18 protein-coding genes are annotated in these 20,335 nt (G+C 52.7%); 9 read left to right on the plus strand and 9 right to left on the minus strand.

Annotation, left to right across the window (positions count from 1 at the left end; genetic code table 11):
• Positions 1–80: 80 nt before the first annotated feature.
• The gene (locus tag ACOOGA_RS01335; protein WP_417460995.1) at positions 81–992 is read left to right on the plus strand and encodes a LysR family transcriptional regulator; all 912 of its coding nucleotides are present in this window, start codon (positions 81–83) and stop codon (positions 990–992) included.
• Here the strand turns inward: ACOOGA_RS01335 and ACOOGA_RS01340 are convergent.
• Both ACOOGA_RS01340 and ACOOGA_RS01345 read right to left on the minus strand, forming a co-directional pair.
• On the minus strand, positions 989–2,038 hold the full coding sequence (locus ACOOGA_RS01340) for a hypothetical protein (RefSeq protein ID WP_417460996.1): 1,050 nt from the start codon (positions 2,036–2,038) through the stop codon (positions 989–991). The genes ACOOGA_RS01335 and ACOOGA_RS01340 overlap by 4 nt on opposite strands.
• A complete protein-coding gene (locus ACOOGA_RS01345; protein WP_417460997.1) occupies positions 2,035–3,273 on the minus strand; it encodes a sensor histidine kinase in 1,239 nt (412 codons plus the stop codon). The genes ACOOGA_RS01340 and ACOOGA_RS01345 overlap by 4 nt, the downstream gene beginning before the upstream one ends.
• A 105-nt stretch (positions 3,274–3,378) precedes the next feature.
• On the opposite strand from ACOOGA_RS01345, the gene cqsA reads away from it, so the two are divergent.
• The gene (gene cqsA / locus ACOOGA_RS01350) at positions 3,379–4,608 is read left to right on the plus strand and encodes an alpha-hydroxyketone-type quorum-sensing autoinducer synthase (protein WP_417460998.1); all 1,230 of its coding nucleotides are present in this window, start codon (positions 3,379–3,381) and stop codon (positions 4,606–4,608) included.
• Between the two features lies 1 nt (position 4,609).
• Here the strand turns inward: cqsA and ACOOGA_RS01355 are convergent, their stop codons facing one another.
• The 3 genes from ACOOGA_RS01355 to ACOOGA_RS01365 form a co-directional block, all read right to left on the minus strand.
• Positions 4,610–6,322 (minus strand): ATP-binding SpoIIE family protein phosphatase, encoded by a 1,713-nt coding sequence (locus tag ACOOGA_RS01355; protein WP_420429313.1) that lies wholly within the window; start codon positions 6,320–6,322, stop codon positions 4,610–4,612.
• Positions 6,323–6,333: 11 nt separating this feature from the next.
• A complete protein-coding gene (locus ACOOGA_RS01360; RefSeq protein ID WP_417461000.1) occupies positions 6,334–6,636 on the minus strand; it encodes an STAS domain-containing protein in 303 nt (100 codons plus the stop codon).
• A gap of 147 nt (positions 6,637–6,783) precedes the next feature.
• The gene (locus tag ACOOGA_RS01365; protein ID WP_420429315.1) at positions 6,784–8,376 is read right to left on the minus strand and encodes a phytoene desaturase family protein; all 1,593 of its coding nucleotides are present in this window, start codon (positions 8,374–8,376) and stop codon (positions 6,784–6,786) included.
• A 148-nt stretch (positions 8,377–8,524) separates the two neighbouring features.
• On the opposite strand from ACOOGA_RS01365, the gene ACOOGA_RS01370 reads away from it, so the two are divergent.
• Positions 8,525–8,800 (plus strand): Lrp/AsnC family transcriptional regulator, encoded by a 276-nt coding sequence (locus ACOOGA_RS01370; protein ID WP_417461002.1) that lies wholly within the window; start codon positions 8,525–8,527, stop codon positions 8,798–8,800.
• 57 nt (positions 8,801–8,857) lie between these two features.
• Here ACOOGA_RS01370 and ACOOGA_RS01375 read toward each other — a convergent pair whose 3' ends face one another.
• From ACOOGA_RS01375 to ACOOGA_RS01385, 3 genes are all read right to left on the minus strand, one after another.
• Positions 8,858–10,594 carry an amidohydrolase gene (locus ACOOGA_RS01375; RefSeq protein WP_417461003.1) on the minus strand — a complete coding sequence of 579 codons (1,737 nt, stop codon included), beginning with the start codon at positions 10,592–10,594 and terminating at the stop codon, positions 8,858–8,860.
• A gap of 126 nt (positions 10,595–10,720) precedes the next feature.
• Positions 10,721–11,920 (minus strand): MFS transporter, encoded by a 1,200-nt coding sequence (locus ACOOGA_RS01380; protein WP_417461004.1) that lies wholly within the window; start codon positions 11,918–11,920, stop codon positions 10,721–10,723.
• A gap of 87 nt (positions 11,921–12,007) precedes the next feature.
• Positions 12,008–14,113 carry a tetratricopeptide repeat protein gene (locus ACOOGA_RS01385; RefSeq protein ID WP_417461005.1) on the minus strand — a complete coding sequence of 702 codons (2,106 nt, stop codon included), beginning with the start codon at positions 14,111–14,113 and terminating at the stop codon, positions 12,008–12,010.
• A 427-nt stretch (positions 14,114–14,540) separates the two neighbouring features.
• Between ACOOGA_RS01385 and ACOOGA_RS01390 the strand changes: the two genes are divergently transcribed.
• The gene (locus tag ACOOGA_RS01390) at positions 14,541–15,140 is read left to right on the plus strand and encodes a hypothetical protein (protein ID WP_420429317.1); all 600 of its coding nucleotides are present in this window, start codon (positions 14,541–14,543) and stop codon (positions 15,138–15,140) included.
• Positions 15,141–15,193: 53 nt separating this feature from the next.
• Positions 15,194–15,781: a hypothetical protein gene (locus ACOOGA_RS01395; protein ID WP_420429319.1), complete on the plus strand. Its 588-nt coding sequence runs from the start codon at positions 15,194–15,196 to the stop codon at positions 15,779–15,781.
• A gap of 54 nt (positions 15,782–15,835) precedes the next feature.
• On the opposite strand, the gene ACOOGA_RS01400 is transcribed toward ACOOGA_RS01395, so the two are convergent.
• Positions 15,836–16,159 carry a DUF1476 domain-containing protein gene (locus tag ACOOGA_RS01400; RefSeq protein ID WP_417461008.1) on the minus strand — a complete coding sequence of 108 codons (324 nt, stop codon included), beginning with the start codon at positions 16,157–16,159 and terminating at the stop codon, positions 15,836–15,838.
• A 210-nt stretch (positions 16,160–16,369) separates the two neighbouring features.
• Here ACOOGA_RS01400 and purC point away from each other — a divergent pair, with 210 nt between their 5' ends.
• The 4 genes from purC (at position 16,370) to purL (ending at position 20,333) form a co-directional block, all read left to right on the plus strand.
• A complete protein-coding gene (gene purC, locus ACOOGA_RS01405; protein WP_417461009.1) occupies positions 16,370–17,140 on the plus strand; it encodes a phosphoribosylaminoimidazolesuccinocarboxamide synthase in 771 nt (256 codons plus the stop codon).
• A 68-nt stretch (positions 17,141–17,208) separates the two neighbouring features.
• Positions 17,209–17,448, plus strand: a complete 240-nt coding sequence (purS, locus tag ACOOGA_RS01410) for a phosphoribosylformylglycinamidine synthase subunit PurS (protein WP_417461222.1) — start codon at positions 17,209–17,211, stop codon at positions 17,446–17,448.
• Positions 17,449–17,453: 5 nt separating this feature from the next.
• Positions 17,454–18,116, plus strand: coding sequence for a phosphoribosylformylglycinamidine synthase subunit PurQ (gene purQ / locus ACOOGA_RS01415; RefSeq protein ID WP_417461010.1), 663 nt, complete (start codon positions 17,454–17,456; stop codon positions 18,114–18,116).
• Between the two features lie 12 nt (positions 18,117–18,128).
• Positions 18,129–20,333: a phosphoribosylformylglycinamidine synthase subunit PurL gene (gene purL, locus ACOOGA_RS01420; protein WP_417461011.1), complete on the plus strand. Its 2,205-nt coding sequence runs from the start codon at positions 18,129–18,131 to the stop codon at positions 20,331–20,333.
• The last annotated feature ends 2 nt before the right edge of the window (positions 20,334–20,335 follow it).

Here is a 20,335-nt window from a genome sequence, read left to right on the forward strand (position 1 = left end):
TTGGAATACGTATCTGGATAGTAATTGACAAAATATGCAGCTTAGGTATTCATATTTGAATTGGTCATGGAGAAACGACGATGTTGGACTGGGAAGACCTGAAATATTTCTTGGCTATGGCAGAACATGGCAGCCTCTCGGCTGCTGCCCGCAAGCTGAATGTAAGCCAGCCCACTCTGTCTCGGCGCCTCACCGCACTTGAAGAAAACATCGGTGCAGAACTTTTCGCTCGTACCAGAACCGGGCTTGAGATGACGCTGCTGGGTGAACAAATGCGCCACCACGCGCGGCACATGCAAGATGACGTACATGCTATTGAAAGGCTTGTAACCGGGCACGACAGCAGCCTGTCGGGCAGTGTCATGATCTCTTGTATTGAAGCTGTTGGCGCTGTCTGGCTGGTGAAAAACCTCAAACCCTTCAACCAACAATACCCAGGGATTACGGTCGACGTAAAAGTTGACAATGCGGTATCAGACCTCCTGCGCCGCGAAGCAGACATCGCGCTAAGGATGTTCAGGCCGGTTCAAAACGATCTCGTGGCCAAACGGACGGTCACCATGAACTATGGCTACTATGCCAGCAAAAAATATTTGGCGTCTCGCGGCACTCCGGAACGGCTTTCGGAACTCAAGGACCATAATTTCATCTTGCCTCATGATGAAATTCTCACCCACACCAAAACCGACCCACGAAAAATCTATGCCCTCTCACGCTCCGCAGCGTTTCGCTCAAACAGCATGATGGCGCTGGCAACGGCGGTAAAAGAAGGCTTCGGCATCGGTGCGTATAGCTGCGTGATGGCGGCGGAAGAGCCAGATCTTGTGCGCTTGTTCGATGATCTTGTGGTGTTCAGTACTGACATCTGGCTCGTGAGCCACGCCGAACTGCGCCGCAGTGCACGCATCAGGGCAATGTTTGACTTTCTGGGGGATATGCTTGTTGCTAACGCAGATACCTTCAGCGGACGAATTTCCGTGTCCGCCGCTTAAGCGACGCTTCCCAGCCAATTGATGGGCTTGGTTTGCACATGCTGGTGATAGCTTCTCCAACTGGGGTCCACATGCTCTGTCTGGAATGGCAAACTCTCAGGCGGGATCAAACTCCAGACCAATTCACCTGTTCTGTTGCAGGGAAAGATAAGGTCAGCAACCCGTGTATGCCACGGTTCGCTATCGCCAAAGTCATCAAAAAAGTCCCAGGCAATCAGCTTGCCTTCACGAAGACCAATACTTTGCTGGCAATTACCCAGAATGTCTTCGACTACATCACTCAACTCCACCTGCTCCCGCACGTTCCCAAGTAGACAAAATCGCTCAGTACCGTCACGATCCCTGAGCAAAAAACCACGAGAGTTTGGCAGGTAATAATATTCCGTATAATCAAACGTTCTGTGAATTTCCCGCATCAGTTCAACGGTATCATATCGCCCGAGGCTATGGCTACCTGACGCTTGCAAGGCTTTGGTCAGTGGTTCAAGCTTGTCCGCCATATACTCCTTGTGCAACTCCACCATCATGGTCTTGATTTTAGTGAGAGCGGCGGGGTCATTCTTGGATACAAACCTGTCAATCAAGCCGTTATTGAACGCTGCAATCGTTGCTTCATCGCTCATCTGGCCGGTGAGTAGAATGGTCTTCACACCCAGGTTCTGAATTTCTGCACAGAACTCCAGCCCACTTTTGGATGGCATCACCTGATCGACAATAACCACAGAAATCATCTCAAAGCGCGATCCTGACATCGCTAAGCGCCGCAGCCGCGAAGACTTCAAGAGCAGAAGATGGTCACCAGCCTCAGCCCCTGCCCCTTCGGCACGACTGCCATAGTGAGCAAAGATATCGAAAGTTGCGTCTACAATTTCCTGCGCATGGCTGAGACATTTCAGTGCGCAACTTGGAGAGGAATAGCCAAGTATAGCGGCTTCCTGGCCTAAAACGGCCTTTAAAGACGCCAGAAAATCCTCATCGTCGTCCAGCAAAAGTGCTGTGCAAGGATGATAAACAGGAATTTCAGGATAATAATAAGGTCCGATCATGCTGCCTCCCCCGCAGGTAACCAGATTCTAAATTCGGTGTACTCACCAGCTTCCGATTTGCATTCCAGTGCGCCTCCAAAACTATCTATAACGCGCTTACAAAATGCAAGGCCCAGCCCTGCACCTCCTTGGGTGTTAGAGTAGAACCGATCAAAAATCTTTGTTCTGGCGTCGGCCGCTATCCCGCGGCCGGTATCTCTAACACACATAGCATTTTTTCCCTCTATTCGAGAAAAATATATCTCAACCTGCCCCTTCTCTGCCGAAGCTATAGCTTCAAACGCGTTTTTCAACAGGTTCATCACGACATGGGACATCAACAAACTATCACCCCAAAACGTAAAATCTTCGTGTTCCCGTACCCTGATTATTTCGCGCTCCCTCTCGGTCAGCGGATACCGTGCGAACACGTCATCTAGGACAGTTTGCATCGAATGGTAGGTGAAACCGCGACTGTCAAACGCCTCATCCCGCACATTCAAGAGTAAACACTCAACCATATGAGAAGCTTTAAGGACGTGCCTATTAACGCGCCCGCTTATCTCATCACAATGTCGGGCGTTATCGGTGCCTCCAGTCAGCGCGGTATCCCGGCAAAGCTTTGAAAAATTCTCTAGTTCCAGGCGTATCCCTAAAAGGGGTGTACGCAACTCGTGAGCAATGGAACCTGCGAGCGCCACAGCACGCTTCTGGTTGTGATGAATTGTCCATTCTTCAGCAAACTTGAGTATAAGCCCGCCACCAAACGCAAACAAAATAACCGGTGCCGTCTCATACAGTCGGTAAGGATCGATCTCATTGTGAGGTAGTCCCATATAGGTCGCGACCGCCGCAAGGCTACCGAGCAGGAACATCATGAAAAAGTTGGATATTTCGACTGCAACAGCGAGATAAAGCATGCCGCAGATCATCGAGCCCAGCCAAATGCCTGAAGCGTTATTTTGCAAAAACATATAACAAAAGAAGAACGGCAGGCATGTCGTCAGAGTTACATAAGAAAGCACCTGAAATGCGCGGGACCGGTCAGGCGCAAAACGATCGACGACCAGCCAACAGACAAGAACACCAACACAGAGCGCCCGTAGCAGCGCGTTTTCATACCCTTGTGGGAATACATCCTGCCATATGAAATAGTAGAGTGGAAAGCCGCCAAGACCGACCACTGCACCGGCTCGCATCTTTGAACGCGTCAGCTCAAAACTAGCCGTGAATTTTTGAAACACCCCTATTTCCATTTATACGCCATCTTCCATGGAATTTAGGCTAAAATGCTACCTATGTGTGTAAAAATACATATCTAACATAAAATTACACGACCTCCAACAATGAGGAAGCACCAGATGGCAAATTCAGCAGTATGTGACCTTGGTCGCGCCACAACACCACAAGGCCCGCTAGAGCCTGACTTCATTACCCAGATCACCGACGAGGAGCTTACCGACCCTCAGCACAAACACTGGGGTAGAGCCGTTTTGACCAACAGTCGCCCCCTGCAGCCAGCAGTACGCATGCAGTCTAACGATTATCTCTCCATCGCTGGCGACCCAAGGGTATCACGCGCGAAGGCAAATATTCTCACCGAGGTAGGGCACGGTGACGCCATTTCCCGTGTATTCTCTCACGCCAAGGAAGACACTCACCGCAAGTTTGAATACAAAATCGCATCCCTGATGCAAGCAGAAGACGCGGTGCTTGTCATGTCAGGATATACCGCCAACACAGGGCTGGTGCAGGCGTTCTCTAAGCCCGACACCCCAATCTATATTGATATCATGGCGCACGCCTCTCTTTGGGAGGGCATTTTATGCGCTCGGGCAAAAGCCCGTCCTTTCCGACATAACGATGTTCAGGACCTGCGAAAAAAAATTCGGCGGTATGGTCCCGGTCTGGTGATTGTCGACTCTCTATACAGCACAAACGGGAACATGTGTCCGTTGTCCGATATTGTCGATGTGGCGGAACAAGAGGGCTGCGCCATCGTTGTGGACGAAACTCACTCCTTCGGCTGCCATGGCCATAAAGGAGGCGGTATGGCAGTGGCGCAGAACCTTGCACACCGCATACATTTTCGCACCGTTGGTCTCTCGAAGGCCGTTGCAGCACGTGGCGGTGTGGTCGTAGGCTCCGCCCGCAATATGGAGTATTTCCGTTACGAAGCGCGGCCAATGATATTCAGCACCTCTGTGCTAGGGTATGAAGTTGCGGGCTTTAACGCAGCCCTTGATATTATCGGATCGGAAGATTGGCGCCGCAGCCGTCTGCACGCCAATCACCGCTACCTCCGCACAGGCCTTCTTGCGCTCGGCTATGACGTTACGGAGAGCGACAGCCAGATTATTTCTATCATTACAGGCACTCTGGAAAACACAGTCTCGTTTCGCACGTTTCTCGACCAGAGAGGCGTATTGGGTTCGGTATTTTGCCCCCCCGCCACCCCTCAAAACCGCATGCTGTTGCGCTTGACCGTAAATGCAACGCTCAAAGCTCATGAGTTGGCTCATGTTCTCGATATCTTTGCGGAAGCTAGGGAAAAACTGGATATGAAAGGGTGGCCGACTCTACTGCAATAAGCTAAGTGGAGCCCTTTTTCCTGTTGCGATAATGCGCATGCACTTCGTTGCCGTTTCCGTGGTATGTCAGTGCATTAAAGCAGCTTTTTGCCATCGTAATGCCTCGGCCATGCTTCTTGTCATGCCCAGATCCATCTTCGGTGAACGCCAAATAGTCAAAGCCCTCACCTGGGTCTTTTACCGCAACGAAGAGATCTTCTTTCTCACGTTCAAACGAGACGACGACATAATTGTCGTTAAACTCGGGAAGGCTACGGCGGCGGGAGATCTCAGCGTTCAACGTCCCCTGCTCGATCAACTGCCCCTTTTCAACGTGACCAATACCCAAACACCCGTGCTCGATCGCATTCACAAATAATTCCATCAACCCAATCGACACACCAACCGGGTCTGAGGTGGAGGCGGCGAGCTTGGTAGCGATCTTCTTGGCTTCCCGCCGTGACTGAAACTCAAAGCGCCCATGAGGTGCGCTGGAACTAAGCGCTGCAAAATCAGGTGTCCGGTGAATGGCAACCGCAGTGAGGTCATCCGGCAATGCCCCAGGCACTCGGTGATAGAATTGCTCCAAAAGTCGCTCAACCAGCGTTATACGCGCGCCCTCGCGCTCACATTCCACGACAAAGTCTACTAGGCCCTCTTCACCCATGAAATCACCTGCGGGGTTGGGGGCTTCCGTCAAGACGTCCGAATAACAGAACAGGCTCTCGCCCATTTCCAGCTTGTCATACCTGTTCTCATACTCGGGCTTACGTAGGATAGCGACCGGCAAGCCAGAACTATCCAGAAGCCGCACATCACCATCAGCTGACAATATCATCGGCCTTGGCGCTCCAGCACCTGCGTATACCAGCTCATTGGTTTCAAAGTTGAGAACCGCATAAAACATCGTTGCAAACTGGCCTAACGGGAAATTGGGCTGCAGCGCAGAGTTCAAGACCGTAAGAAATGCGGCAGGGTCCTCACGTGCCGCTTCAAAGCGGGCCATGGTGGCATGAACCCGAAAGGTATTGAGCGCGGCGCCTACACCATGCCCCGCAATATCCAGAACATAGAGCCCCACGCGGTCATTTGAGATTGGCCAACAACCCCAAAGATCACCGCCCAGTTCAAAAGATGCCTTATAAAACGCCTCAATCGTGCCGCCGCTGAAGTCCTCGAGTTTTGCGATTGTTTTAGGGTCTGGCAGCAACGAATGCTGCATCTCCCGCGCCATTGACAATTCCGCCTGGATACGGTTCTGAAAAGCGCTTAAATTATTGATAAGAAACTTGTTTTCAAGGTGCATACACGCCCGCGCAAGGAGCTCGGGTTGATTGATTGGCTTGGATACAAAGTCGGTTGCGCCGGACGCAAACACCTCAACCCGTTCTTCCGCCGTTTCCGAGGCAGACTGAACAAGAATGGGGAGATTTTCCGTTTTAGGGTCCGCCCTGAGGGTCCGGCAAACTTCGTAACCAGAGACCCGAGGCATATTGAGGTCGAGCACCACAAGGTCAGGCATCTCTCGCTCAATAATTTCAAGCGCCTCTGCCCCATCAGCGGCATAATCGATATTGCTGAACCCACCTCGCTTGAGGCAATTGCCGATCATCGTCCGCATAAGCGGCATGTCATCCACAACAAGAATACGTGCAGCGCTTACTTCGTCAGCGACATCGGTTGCTCGTCCAGGAATGTGAATGCCATCTTTTGGGGCCATAGCCTCAGGTCGCACAAAGTGTACGATTACCCCTCCAGCAGGTCAGAAAGTTTGGTGAGTTTCAGCATGCTGGCCACATGCCCCTGCGCACCGGTCACAGAAAGCTTCCAGCCCCCTGTATCGGCCTGCTCTTTGGCTATCAGGAACATGCCAAGCCCCGCAGAATCGACCATTTCAACTGATGAAAGGTCAAACACGCACGCCTGAATATCCTTCTCGGAAAGATCCTTCAATAGCTGACGAAACGCCACATTCTCTGAAAAGGTAATATCCCCGGTAAAGATGACCCGCGCAGTACTGTCGTCGCGACTTTCGATGCGGTATTCCATGTTCTCTCCCCTGACTACAAGGTTTGATTTGTTGGTAGGCTTACGGCTAACAGGTAACGTAACCTCATAATATCGACTACGCATCCCGCCACAAGTAATTTAGCTGAAACTACAACTATTTAGTTAATCGACTTTTAACCGGCTGATTTAGATTACCCGCCTTTTACAGTCTTTCACGATCACAGCCGCTGCGTTATGACCTGGTACGCCGGTTACACCGCCGCCCGGATGAGCCCCAGAGCCACATAGATAGAGGCCCTTCACCGGCATTCTGTGGTCCGCATGACCCAGCATGGGCCGCGCCGAAAACAGCTGGTTTGGAGTGAGTTGCCCGTGGAAAATATCCCCGTCGATCAATCCAAACTTTCTCTCAAGGTCCAGCGGTGAGTGAATTTGCCGCGCAATGATGCTCTCCTTGAAGTTTGGAGCATATTTGTTGACCGTTTCAATAACGCAGTCCGCTGCCTGTTCGCGGCAGTCATCCCAGGACTTCCCACCCGGCAGGGTTGGAGCAAAATGTTGGCAAAAAAGACTAGCGACATGTTTGCCTTCCGGCGCGAGACTATCATCCAGGGTGCTTGGTATGAGCATCTCTACAATTGGTTCCCTGGACCAGCCATATTGCTGAGCGTCCAAATAAGCTTTTTCCAGATACGCCACACTAGGCCCGATAACAATGCCGGAAGAATGATGCTCTGCCTGACCATCGGACGGCTTGCAGGTAAACCGCGGCAATTCGTTAAGGGCCACATTCATACGGAAAGTTGCAGAGCCGCTTTTCAGGCCGCGTATGCGCCGCAGAAAGTCATCGGGTACAACGCCGGGGTCGACAAGCTTGTCGAACAGCAACTTCGGCGCAACATTGGAGGCCACCACGCGGGCTTCGATCTTGGTGCCGTCTTCCAAGACAACACCGCTCGCTTTCCCACCCGTGGTAATGACCTCACTAACTCCTACCCCGGTTCTTATTGTGACACCGGCCTCTTCCGCAGCTTTACGCATCGCGGCGGTGATAGCGCCCATGCCGCCAACCGCATGCCCCCACATGCCCTTCTTGCCATTCACCTCTCCAAAGCAGTGATGAAGCAACACATAGGCTGTTCCAAGAGACTGAGGACCCGCATAGGCACCCACGATGCCGTCGAACGCATAAGCCGCCTTGATAATATCGCTTTCAAAATAACGGTCGAGCAAATCACCGCACGACTGCGTAGCCATATCCAGAAGCAACCGCTGCGCTTCAACGGGTTTCCGAAGAGCAGACAGTCCGAGCGCCCCAGCTTTCAGCAGGTCCGATAGTCCGCCGCCCACATTAGGGGGCGACTTAAGCAAAAGTGCACGCAATTCATCAGCCACCGCTTCGATATCTGCCTCATACTCCTCAAGCGCTGCTGCGTCTTTTTCCGAGAACTTAGCAAACTCCCGGCGCTTTTCTTCGCCGTCGACCGGGAACATCAGATACTGGCTATCATTCAGCGGGAAAAAGTTTGAAGCAGCGCGTTCACGCACTTCAAGTCCGTGCCGGTGCAGGTCAAGATCTGCGATGATTTTGGGGTTTAGAAGACTTACCGTGTATGAGGCCGTTGAGTTCCTGAAGCCTGGGTGGAATTCTTCCGTAACCGCAGCGCCACCTACGATATCCCGACGCTCCACAATGAGCGTTTTCAACCCGGCTTTCGCCAGATAGTACCCACATGTCAGGCCATTATGGCCACCACCAACAATCACTACATCATACATTAACAAAGTCCCCCAAAAGGCCCGATACACCTTCATATTTTGTTCGGCATGTTGCCGTATCTTCGCTTCACAAGCCAGATGCAATTCGATACAAGCGTATGAAAACTAGATAACCTGCATATGCCAGCACGTTAAGAAGGGGCACCAAATGAAGACTGTTTTTGTCATGATCAAATGTGAGCTTGGCCGAACCTATGATGTGGCTGCCCACCTTGCCGACAATGTGCCCGAAGTAAGAAGCGTATACTCAACTTCAGGCAACTATGATTTGCTGGCTCAGTTCCAGCTTTCACCTGAGCAGGAAATTGGCCGGTTTATTACACAGACCGTACAGGTCGCGCCCGGCGTCAAGGATACCTATACCATCATCGGCCTCAACGCATTCACAGACGACAAAAACGTGACCGGGCCAGACGATATCTAAACCCTTCCGCAGGGTTTGAAAAAAGAGCGCTGTTTTCAGCGCTCTTTTTGGTTTCTGTTATTCGGCAGAAGAATAGACCCGCTGCCCATCGACATAAGTCTCGACAACCGAAATATCGCTGATCGCTGATGGATCAATTTTATAGGGGTCTGCGTCTATCACGATAAAGTCGGCGCGCTTACCTACCTCGATAGACCCCCTGATACCTTCCTGCCCCATCAAGTATGCGCCACCCATGGTAAGCGCATGAATCATGTCATCAACAGTGAGGGTTTCCACCTCGTTCCAGGTCTCGCCCTCATCCGTATACGGATCGCGGCGCAGCACAGCTACCTCCATGGAATCAAACGGGTCACTGGTCGAGACGGGCCAATCACTACCCCAAACCAGCCGTGCACCGGCATTTTTAAAGCTCCGGGCGGGATACAGCCACCGGTGCAGTTTCTCTGCCAGAAACGGCTCCGTCAGGTCCGTGATGTAAGCATCCCGGTAATGCCAGAGCGACTGCATATCCGCACTCACACCCAGCGGCGCAAAGCGGGCAATATCTTCTGGCTGTACAATTTCCAAATGCGCGATCTGGTGGCGGCGCGTTCTGTCGCCATTGGTATCTTTAGCGGTTTCAAGCGCATCTAACGCCATTCGCACAGCCCTGTCGCCAATCGCATGCATATGAACCTGGAAATCCGACGCTTCAAGCGCGGTCACGTATTTTTTCAACGCTGCCTCACTCAGGTTTGGCTCACCCCTATGGTCCGGCCCAAGTGGTGCCCCAACGTATGGCTCCAGCATCGCCGCCGTGTGATTTTCAGGCACGCCATCAACAAATATTTTTACCGCTTCGGCGTTAATCCGGCCAGCGGACGCGGCGCGGTATGTCTCACGGCGTGCCTCAAGGCGGGTGACAGCATCCAGGGCATTCTCTTCGGTGATGTTTGACGTCACCATCTCCTCAGCTGCCAACAGAGAAATTCGCACCCGCTGTGGCAAATTCTTGTCCGACGCGGCTTTAAGGTAGGCCTCTTCGTTCACGTCGTTCATGATCGCGGCGTCGATGGTGGCGGTAATCCCGTTATGCAGTTGGTAACCGATACCCGCACGTAGGTTCTCGCTCACTTGCTCGATGCTTGGTTGCGGTATATAGGCGGCAAAAAGCCCCATGGCTGCCTCACGGAACGTACCCGTCGGGCTGCCATTATCATCACGCTCGATACGGCCATTCTCTGGGTCCGCCGTCTCGGCAGTCACACCGGCCAGCTCGAGCATCGCCGTATTTACCCAGCCATTGTGACCATCTGCTGCTGACAGGAATACCGGGCGATCTTTTACAATTTCGTCCAGCAGTTCTTTCTGTGGATTAGCCTCATCGAAGAGGCTGAGCTCCCACCCTGCACCGACAATAACCGGCAAGTCAGGGTTCGCGTCCGCATATACTTTCACAGCATCGAGCACTGCCTCAGCAGAGGTCAAGCCAGCCAAACCAAGGCCCAGAATAGTGCCGCCCCCGTCAGGCAAATGAGCGTGACTATCAGTGAACCCTGGGAAGACGATCAACCCATTGAGGTCGCGCTGTTCGGTGTCTGGGCCAATAAAGCCCGCAACACCCGCCGCGCCACCAACATAAACAATCTCGCCCGCCCGCACAGCAATCGCCTCAGCAACGCTGTTGCCTTTGTCGACCGTATAAACGGTACCACCGGTCAAGACATAGTCAGCAGGTTTCTCTGCGGAAATTGCAACAGATGACGACAACGCCAAACCAAGCGATGCACCATAGGATAAAATACGGTTCATGATTGCTCCCGAATAATGTGATCACATTTAATCGTATCGTGACAAAGAACGCCCAGCCAAGCAAGTAAATAAGTTTATATGGCCAACGATACCTGTAAATCAGACACGCTGTTTTGTGATCACGATTTAACCTAGGTTAGGCCTCTCTGCATCCACTTTCCCTTGGTGTAGCCGACGAAATATCACCACCATCCAGATTAGAAGTACGGCCATGATTACACATCCGATGAAAAGCGGCAGTTCGTGCTGAACAAGGTATAACACGCCCACTATCAAAGGGCCTAACGAACGCCCAAGCGCCTGCATGGACTGAAACACGCCCATCGTCAGCCCCCTGCCCAGTTCACCACTGTTGTAGGAAGCAACCGCAAGCACACTCGTATTATAGATACCGGTGCCCGCACTGATAAAACCAAGGCCAATAAATACGCCCAGCGTGCTAGCCGACAGAGCTAGGATTGCCAATCCCGCCCCCATCATGCTTACACCCGCAAGCGTCAGCTTTTCTTCGCCAAACCGACGAGCCAGTCGGCCAACCAGCCCGCCCTGAACAACGATAAGGATCACACCAAAATAGGAGAACATGACGCCCAGATCTTTTGGCCCCCAACCATGTCGCACGTTCATGAGGTAGGACATGATTGCTTCCATCATCGCGAGCGCGAGCGTGAACAGGCACATAGCCACCGCGAGCTGCATCAGGGCAGGTTTTTCACTGACCCTTATAAGCGCGGCTACTCGCCCTGTGCCATCGAACTGGGTCTCGCTTTTGTCTGCGTCTAATGTCTCCCGAAGGAAAACAGCAACGACACATGCGCCAACAAGGCACGCAACCATAGAAAGGCCAGCAGGTGCTGTAATATCAGCAGCTTGAGCACTGACCCCGCTTAACACTGCGCCAATTGCAGGGCCGACGGTGAAAGCCAGCCCCACACCAGCCCCCATCATGCCCATACCCCTTGCCCTACCCTCATTGCCCGTAATATCTGTCACTGCAGCGTAGAGTACCGCCGAGTTGCCCGCACAAGCACCCGCAAGAACGAGCCCTATATGCATATGCACCACACTATCGGCAAAGAAGGCGATAAAACCATAGGCCGCAGCTGCAAGCGTCAACCCAACAATCAAAACAGGCTTTCGGCCAAGACGATCTGATAATTTACCCCATGACGGACCGGTAAGAAACTGAGCAAAACTATAACTCGCCAGGATAGGCGTCGCCCACGCCTCGCTTGCACCCAAATTTTTGAGCACGAACATGATTGAGGGAAGCAACATCGCGAAGCTTCCCATCACAACAAAAATAACCAGGAAAAGAATGGGCATGAACGTCCTCACCGTTAGAAGCGGAGGACAAGACACCACACCCACGGGTGGGGCTCAAGACATTTCAAGAAAGACCTTGGTCGTCAATCAATCCTGTGGTGGATCAACATCATCCTCTTTGGGAGGCTCATCAGTGTCCTCTTCTTTCTTTTCATCCTCAGTCGTATCTAGCCGCCCCTCTTCGATCAAAGCCTGACGAGCTTTTTCCATCTCTGCACGTTTTTTGGCAAGCTCTTCGCGTTTCTTTTCCTTGTCGGCTTCAGCCTGCAGTTTTTCTTCAGCCTCAAGTTTTTGCCAGGTAACAATGAGGTCCTCCAGATACTGCACAAGGTTCTTGTCACGAACTGCTAACTTTTTGGCTTTATTCGCCTGCGTAATCGCGGAGGACCGGAAACCAGACAAGGCCATCGCCTCTGCCAGGTCCGTCGCAATGATCGCAGACTCAGGGATGATCGCTTCGGCACGCTTCAGGGAGTTTGCGGCGTCACGCCCGTTACCTAGCTCGAGATAAACCCGCCCCAGCATTGCATGCACCTGCGCGTCTTCCACGCCAGCATCAGCCAGCTTCATAAGGTCGGCTTTAGCTTTCTCAAATTGCTGGGTCGCCAGATAGGCAAGTGCCCTGTTCTTCAGTGCTGATTGATAATCCGGATTACTGTTCAACGCTGCGGTGTACCGCTCAATCGCTGCATCAGTATTCCGTTCCCTGAAACGCAATGCTCCAAGGAAATTCAGGCCAACAGCGCTTTCTGGCTCAAGCTCCAGAATCCTGTTTGCAGTTTCTTCCGCACCGGTCAAGTCGCCGCTCTCCATCTGGATGTTGGCCATAAGCGACAAGCTCTCAACATCAGCGCCTTCATCAGCGTAGAGCGAGCGAAGTTGCTTGATAGCACCCTCATTGTCCCCACTTATGAATTGTGTCAACGCCAGACGCTGCCCTATAAGCGCGATCAGCTCCTCATCTCTCTCATCGCCGGAGCGAGCAACGGTGTTAGCTTGCTCAATATATTTGCGCGCATCCGCAACTTGTCCCATTGAGCCATGCGCTGCGGCCGCTTGAAGTAAGGCCTCCAGATCTTCCGAGTTATCAGGAAGAAGTGGCTCAAGATACTTCAGTGCCTTCTTGGCTTGCCCCCGCCTAGTCAAGCATTCCGCCAGTGCAAGCCGCGTGACCCTGTCAGAGGGCACACGGTCTAAAAAGCGTTCAAGATACGGCTGGGCAGTTGAATATTTTCCAAGCGCAAAAGCCACATGACCATAGACACGTGCTGCAGGTGGGAAAGCACGGGTGAAGTCACCCGTACGCAGAAGCAGATACTCTGCCTCCTGCGGTTTGCCCTCAATTGCCAGCATCAAGGCGCTGTAATATTGAGCCATAGGACTGTTGGGTGTCAGTGCGTAAACAGCATCCAGCTGTTTCTGCGCCTGCTCTGTATCCCCAGCCTCTATGAAAAGGCTTATAAGTTCAAAATAGGCAAGCAGATTAGCATTATGAAGCTCAACCGCCTTTTGAAGATGCGCTTTGGCATCCTCTGTACGACCCTGATACCTGGCAACCGAGCCACGCACGTAGCGTATAATAGGATCATCTTCCACGAGTGCCGCAGCATCTGCCGCGTGTGCCTCGGCTTCTGCAAGCTGCCCTTGGTTCAGCGCAAGCAGGCCCAACCCAAGATGCCCACGAAAGTCTTCAGGATTTTCTTCGATCGCCTTACGGAAATAGCTCTGGGCGCCCTCAAAGTCTCTTTCTTCCTGCGCCACGTCACCGCGCAGCAACATAGCCTGATAGCGTTCGTCTCCCTCAAACTCTGCATCATCAAGCTTTTCTTTTGCTTCAGCAGCTTTCCCCTGAAGCAGATAGGCGCGCGCAAGCTTGAGATTTACCTCCTCGTCCGTTGCTCCGGCTTCGCGGGCTTTCTCGACTGAGACCTCGGCGGCAACACCGTCCAGCAATGTAAGATATATTTCGCTCTCTAAAAGAAAGTCCTTACTGTCCGCGACTTCCAGTTCGACCTGCCCCTTGATAATGTCCAGAGCCTGTTGATACTCACCTTCAGTGACCATCTTCTCAACCGCAGCATCATCAAAGCTTGCATAATCAACTTTCTGCTTTTCTTCTTCCTCCGGGTTGCTCCCGCATGCGGATACCAAAACGCACCCTGCCAGAACAAAAGTTTGCGAAAATTTAGTCATAGTCCCCCCACAAAAAGCCGACGTCGTAAGCTCAGAGCTTGCCTGTAAAATTTATGCTAACACGAAATTTACTCATGTTCAGCATTAACCCTCTATACCACCAACTCATTCCGCTCTAGCGATTATATGATTGTCATATTCAGGCACATTATTAATCAGATTGCCCAATTCCTCGACAAATGTTAAGGGTTGTTGTACACAAAGTATGGATTTTACTAAAATTTTACGTGAATATTCCGTTTATTTGAAATATGTGCAATGTTGCTTGTTATCGGATTGTGGCATTGTTACGCGGGGCAGTATTTCGGATCCCCCGAGGCAGAGCCGTTAGCTATTTGTTAAAAGCAGACGTGCTACTGAGATTAAGACGTGCAGGAGATGCATTGGTATGACTGGTATGATGAAAAAAGCTTTAGCAGGTTTGTGCATGACCGCAGGTGCAGTCTGTGCCAGCTCTGGCGCGCAAGCCACCTATAACTATAACTATTTTGATGTTATGGCTGACGCAGGAACCTACGGCCCAATCTCCTTGGGCGAGGACATCACGCTGGACGCTTGCGGCTCTACGTTTCATCGTGCCGACGGTAACTCACAAAGTTATTCGCTCTGTGATCTCAGCAACCTCACACAGTTTACACTGACATGGAAAGCCTGGACCGGTAACCAATGGACATACCTGGGAACCTATTCCGGCAATTCTGCTGAAGATGGATTGTCCGTGGATGTAAGCACCGGCGCCGGTACATTTTTTAGTGAAGTTGGTACGTATTACATTGGCCTTTATGCCTATGTGAACAGTGACACCTATGTCGCACTGCCATCTGGCAGCTGGGGCGCCACCGGCAACGATAGCGACCTCGCCTATGATGGTTCCACAAACTATAGTTTCGATTGGTCGAGCAGTTTTGCTATTACTGAAGCAGCTTCTGTCCCCGAACCTGCTGCTGCATTCCTGCTGCTGCCCGGCATCATTCTGATGGCACGCCGTGAGCGCCGTCGGAAACGCCAAGCAACAGTTGCCGTCTAGCGTCATTGGTCACTTAAAGGATAATTATCGTGGCCCTAAAGATTTCCCGTGTAATGCCTGCAATCAGTATGCTTGCCGCATTGTTTGTCTCAAACGCAGCGCAAGCAACCTATCCGAACGGCGACGCCATAGCGGACGCCGGAACCTATTCACCCATCGTACTCGGTGAAAACATCACCCTGAACGCCTGTGGCTCAACCTTCGCAGGCTATTCCATTTGCAACCTGCCAAGCACCAACAAGTTTGGCATTGAATGGTTCATCCTGAAAAAGAATGAGCAATACAACTACGACGAATGGTTGAAGCAATATACCTTCCACCAAGGACAGGTCGCTCCCAACCTTCAGATGACCCTCGCCACAGGTGAAGGCGCTGACGTCTTTATCACGCCTGGCACCTACTTTATTGGGCTTCACCTGATATCTTACGGTGACACAATCGCGCTTCCCGGCGGCGGTTACGCACAGGGTGGCGATAGTGACTGGAGCTGGTCTGGCACCTTCACCGTGTCAGAGGGCGGCGGTTCACCCGTGACACCACCATCCAGTGTGCCAGAGCCTATGAGTGCCCTCTTGCTTATACCAGGCCTAGCCTTCATGGCTCGCCGGTCCAGACGCAAGACCGCACCGGCCACAGTCTAGGAACAAAAAACGGGGCCATGAAGCCCCGTTTTTCTTTGCATCCTGGTGAAGTGATCAGGCTTCACTCATCAATTGTGCTTTAGCCTGTGCCAGCATCTCTTCCAGATGCTTCTCAACCCTGTGGCGGGAGATATCCGCACCCTTGGCTTCAATGTCTTTCATCACCTTGCGGATCACATCTTCGTCACCATCCTCTTCAAGGTCGGCTTTCACAACAGACGCAGCATAGGTTTTCACCTCATCACCCGAAAGACCAAGCTCACCCGCCAGCCATTCACCAAAGAGGCGGTTGCGACGCGCACGCGCCTTGAACATCATTGCCTCGTCGTGGGCAAACTTGTCTTCAAACGCTTTTTCGCGGCCGTCAAAAGTTGTCATGACTTTACATCCTCCTGTCCGAGTCTCACCCGAGATCCGGTAAAATATCACACTACACCCTTAGATAAAGGTAATTTGGTTGCTCATTTCCATAGCGTAAACAAAACTTATTGCAAATTATTACAGAAAGATTGTCGAGAGAGACCTTCTCGGTTATGTTCGCGCCCGCGCAACCCACTGACATCCCTCAAGCTGAGGAAGAGGCAATATATGTCCCGCCGCAACAAGCTTTATGAAGGCAAGGCCAAAGTACTTTTCGAAGGGCCCGAGCCAGGAACTATCATTCAATACTTCAAAGATGACGCTACGGCTTTCAATGCCCAGAAGAAAGGTACTCTTCAAGGCAAAGGCGTGGTGAACAACCATATCTCTGAGTATATTTTCACCGCCCTCACCGATATCGGCATCCCCAACCATTTTATCGAGCGCCTTTCCATGCGGGAACAACTCGTTAAAGCGGTTGAGATCATCCCGGTTGAGGTTATCGTCCGCAACATCGCGGCAGGCAGCCTTTCAACCCGTTTGGGTATCGAAGAAGGCACACACCTGCCCCGCCCGCTGATCGAGTTTTGCTACAAGTCAGACGAGCTTGGCGACCCGCTGATCGCGGAAGAGCATGTGCTGACATTCGGCTGGGCGAACGAACTAGAACTTGAGGAAATGACCCATTATGCGTTCCGCATCAATGATTTCCTCTCCGGTCTGTTTGCTGGCATCGGTATCAAACTGGTTGACTTCAAGCTGGAATTCGGCCGCCTCTATGAAGGCGAAGAATGCCTGACCATTCTCGCAGATGAGATCAGCCCAGACGGCTGCCGCCTGTGGGACATGGAAACCGGCGAGAAGATGGACAAGGACCGCTTCCGGCGTGACCTTGGTGGCGAGATGGAAGCCTATCAGGAAGTCGCGCGCCGTCTCGGCATCCTGCCGAGTGCCGACATCACCGAAATTGCAGACCATAAAAACAAGGGCCAGAAGTAATACTTCTGGTCTGTTTTTATTTCAGACAGCCTTTCAGGCGAAATTGACTTGAGAAGAAAGTGAGCCCCATGAAAGCCCGCATCCACGTAACCCTCAAAAACGGCGTTCTGGACCCCCAAGGCAAAGCCATTGAGCATGCCCTCTCCAATATGGGATTTGGCGGTGTAGATGAAGCCCGCCAAGGCAAATATATCGAGCTGGACCTGAGCGAGACTGATCGCGCGAAAGCAGAGGCATCCGTTGACGAGATGTGCCGCAAACTGCTGGCGAACACAGTGATCGAAAACTACTCCATCGAGCTGGAGTAAAAATCATGAAATCCGCAGTGATTGTTTTTCCCGGCTCAAACTGTGACCGGGATATAGCCGTCGCCCTTGAGAAGATCACAGGGCAGAAACCACTTATGGTCTGGCATCAGGAATATGACTTCGCCGCCGTTGACTTTATCGCCCTGCCCGGCGGTTTTTCTTACGGTGATTACCTGCGTTGTGGCGCCATGAGCGCGCGCAGCCACGTGATGAAAGAAGTCGTGAAACGGGCTGAAAGCGGTGTACCAACCTTCGGGGTGTGCAACGGCTTCCAGATCCTCACCGAATGTGGCCTCCTGCCCGGCGCGCTGATGCGCAACGCGGGCCTGCATTTTGTGTGCAAGGACGTGAAGATGACGGTCGAGAACGGCGATAGCATGTTCACGAACGCCTACAAGGCCGGCGAAGAAATCATCATTCCCGTCGCCCACCACGATGGCAACTATTTCGCTGATGATGAAACGCTGGACCGCCTTGAAGGCGAAGGCCAGGTTGCTTTCAAATACGCTGAGGATATCAACGGAGCGCAGCGCCGCATCGCAGGCATTCTCAACAGCAAGGGCAACGTGCTTGGTATGATGCCACACCCTGAACGCATGATCGAACCCGCGCTTGGTGGCTCTGACGGCCGCAAGATGTTCGAATCCGTGATGAACCGGCTAGGCTAAGGGGCGAGATAAATGAACAACGGTAACGAGATTAAAATCACCCCTGAACTCGTGAAGGAACATGGCCTGAACGAGGAAGAATATGCGCGCATCAAAAGCGCCATGGGGCGTGAGCCAAACTATACCGAGCTTGGCATCTATAGCGTGATGTGGTCTGAGCACTGCTCCTACAAATCTTCGCGCTTCCACCTCAAGAAACTGCCAACCAAGGCCCCTTGGGTTATCCAGGGTCCGGGCGAAAATGCCGGTGTGATTGATATTGGCGACGGTCAGGCTGCCATCTTCAAGATGGAAAGCCACAATCACCCGTCTTACATTGAGCCATACCAGGGCGCAGCCACAGGCGTAGGCGGCATTTTGCGTGACGTATTCACTATGGGCGCGCGTCCAGTCGCAAACATGAACGCGCTGCGTTTTGGTGAGCCAAGTCATCCGAAGACACGCCACCTTGTGGCTGGTGTGGTTGAAGGCATTGGCGGCTACGGCAACTGCGTGGGTGTGCCCACCGTGGGCGGCGAGACCAATTTCGACCCATCCTACAACGGCAATATCCTTGTAAACGCCATGACGGTTGGCCTCGCAGACGCAGATAAAATCTTCTACTGCGCGGCGGCCGGTGTTGGTAACCCAGTGGTTTACGTGGGCTCAAAAACGGGCCGCGACGGCATCCACGGTGCCACCATGGCATCAGCCGAGTTTACGGAAGACAGTGAAGAAAAGCGCCCCACGGTTCAGGTTGGTGACCCTTTCACTGAAAAACTGCTTATTGAAGCCTGCCTTGAGCTGATGGCAACAGACGCCATTATCGCCATTCAGGACATGGGGGCGGCAGGGCTGACGTCCTCAAGCGTTGAGATGGCGTCCAAAGGCGGTGTTGGTTTTGAGCTTGATCTCGATAACGTGCCGCAGCGCGAAGCCAATATGCTGCCTTATGAGATGATGCTCTCAGAGTCTCAGGAGCGCATGCTCATGGTCCTTAAGCCGGGCCGCGAAGACATGGCAAAAAAAATCTTCGAGAAGTGGGAGCTTGATTTCGCTGTCATCGGCCATATCACAGATACAGGTAACCTGACGCTGAAGTTCAAAGGCGAAGTGGTGGGCGATATGCCGATCAACAGCCTTGTTGAAGACGCGCCAGAGTATGAGCGCCCTTATGAGTACACGCCAAAGCGTGAGGCTGCTTCTGTCGCCGCACCGGCTGATCTTGGCAAAGCGGTGCTGGACCTTGTTGGCGGGCCAAACCTGTGCTCCCGCCGCTGGATATGGGAACAGTATGATCACATGGTGATGGGTGATACCATCCAGCGCCCCGGTGGTGATGCGGCTGTTGTGCGCGTGCACGGCACCCAAAAGGCCCTTGCGATCTCAACCGATGTAACGCCGCGCTATTGTTATGCTGACCCGGTTGAGGGTGGCCGTCAGGCCGTGGCGGAGACATGGCGCAACATCACAGCTGTTGGCGCGTTGCCGCTTGCTATCACCAATTGCCTGAACTTCGGCAACCCGGAGCGCAAGGACATCATGGGCCAGTTTGTTGGCTGCCTTGAGGGCATGGGCGAAGCCTGTCTGGCGCTTGATTACCCGATCGTATCCGGCAACGTCTCGCTCTACAATGAGACCAACGGCTCGGGCATCCTGCCAACACCAGCCATTGGCGGTGTGGGTGTGATGCAGGACGCTGAGCGCATGGCAACTGTTGCTTTCAAGGGTGAGGGCCAAACCATTGTCCTGATCGGTGAAACCAAAGACGAGCTGGGCGCAAGCCTTTATCAGCGCCAAATCCTTGGTGAAGACAAAGGCGCGCCGCCGCATGTTGACCTCGGCGTTGAGCGCCGCAACGGTGACTTTGTGCGCGCCCTCATTGAGAACGGGCAGGTTTCCACCTGTCACGACCTCTCGGATGGCGGCCTGATCGCCGCACTGGCGGATATGGCAATCTCTGGCCGTGTGGGCGCGACTGTAACGGTGGGGGATGATCTGCCACTGCACGTTGCCCTCTTCTCGGAAACTCAGGCCCGTTACCTTGTGGCCACGGACGCTGATACGGCTGAGGAAATCCGCAAGGAAGCTATGGATGCAGGCATTCCGGTGACGGTGCTGGGCACCACAGGCGGCGATAGCCTGGATGTGAATGATGGTGCCGTAAAGCTTGAGCTGAAAGCGCTGACCGACGCGTTTGAGGGCTGGTTCCCAACCTTCATGGCCAAAGCCAGCTAATC

This window comes from Kordiimonas sp., from assembly GCF_965216265.1.
Taxonomy (GTDB): domain Bacteria; phylum Pseudomonadota; class Alphaproteobacteria; order Sphingomonadales; family Kordiimonadaceae; genus Kordiimonas.

What these genes read in the sequence shown, in the direction of transcription:
- ACOOGA_RS01365 (WP_420429315.1), bottom strand. Translation starts at nt 8,376, where the DNA reads ATGTATGATGTAGTGATTGTTGGTGGTGGCCATAATGGCCTGACATGT.
- purQ (WP_417461010.1), top strand. Translation starts at nt 17,454, where the DNA reads ATGAAATCCGCAGTGATTGTTTTTCCCGGCTCAAACTGTGACCGGGAT.
- ACOOGA_RS01390 (WP_420429317.1), top strand. Translation starts at nt 14,541, where the DNA reads ATGACCGCAGGTGCAGTCTGTGCCAGCTCTGGCGCGCAAGCCACCTAT.
- ACOOGA_RS01370 (WP_417461002.1), top strand. Translation starts at nt 8,525, where the DNA reads ATGAAGACTGTTTTTGTCATGATCAAATGTGAGCTTGGCCGAACCTAT.
- purC (WP_417461009.1), top strand. Translation starts at nt 16,370, where the DNA reads ATGTCCCGCCGCAACAAGCTTTATGAAGGCAAGGCCAAAGTACTTTTC.
- ACOOGA_RS01400 (WP_417461008.1), bottom strand. Translation starts at nt 16,159, where the DNA reads ATGACAACTTTTGACGGCCGCGAAAAAGCGTTTGAAGACAAGTTTGCC.
- purL (WP_417461011.1), top strand. Translation starts at nt 18,129, where the DNA reads ATGAACAACGGTAACGAGATTAAAATCACCCCTGAACTCGTGAAGGAA.
- ACOOGA_RS01375 (WP_417461003.1), bottom strand. Translation starts at nt 10,594, where the DNA reads ATGAACCGTATTTTATCCTATGGTGCATCGCTTGGTTTGGCGTTGTCG.
- ACOOGA_RS01385 (WP_417461005.1), bottom strand. Translation starts at nt 14,113, where the DNA reads ATGACTAAATTTTCGCAAACTTTTGTTCTGGCAGGGTGCGTTTTGGTA.
- ACOOGA_RS01360 (WP_417461000.1), bottom strand. Translation starts at nt 6,636, where the DNA reads ATGGAATACCGCATCGAAAGTCGCGACGACAGTACTGCGCGGGTCATC.
- ACOOGA_RS01335 (WP_417460995.1), top strand. Translation starts at nt 81, where the DNA reads ATGTTGGACTGGGAAGACCTGAAATATTTCTTGGCTATGGCAGAACAT.
- ACOOGA_RS01395 (WP_420429319.1), top strand. Translation starts at nt 15,194, where the DNA reads ATGCCTGCAATCAGTATGCTTGCCGCATTGTTTGTCTCAAACGCAGCG.
- cqsA (WP_417460998.1), top strand. Translation starts at nt 3,379, where the DNA reads ATGGCAAATTCAGCAGTATGTGACCTTGGTCGCGCCACAACACCACAA.
- ACOOGA_RS01380 (WP_417461004.1), bottom strand. Translation starts at nt 11,920, where the DNA reads ATGCCCATTCTTTTCCTGGTTATTTTTGTTGTGATGGGAAGCTTCGCG.
- ACOOGA_RS01340 (WP_417460996.1), bottom strand. Translation starts at nt 2,038, where the DNA reads ATGATCGGACCTTATTATTATCCTGAAATTCCTGTTTATCATCCTTGC.
- purS (WP_417461222.1), top strand. Translation starts at nt 17,209, where the DNA reads ATGAAAGCCCGCATCCACGTAACCCTCAAAAACGGCGTTCTGGACCCC.
- ACOOGA_RS01345 (WP_417460997.1), bottom strand. Translation starts at nt 3,273, where the DNA reads ATGGAAATAGGGGTGTTTCAAAAATTCACGGCTAGTTTTGAGCTGACG.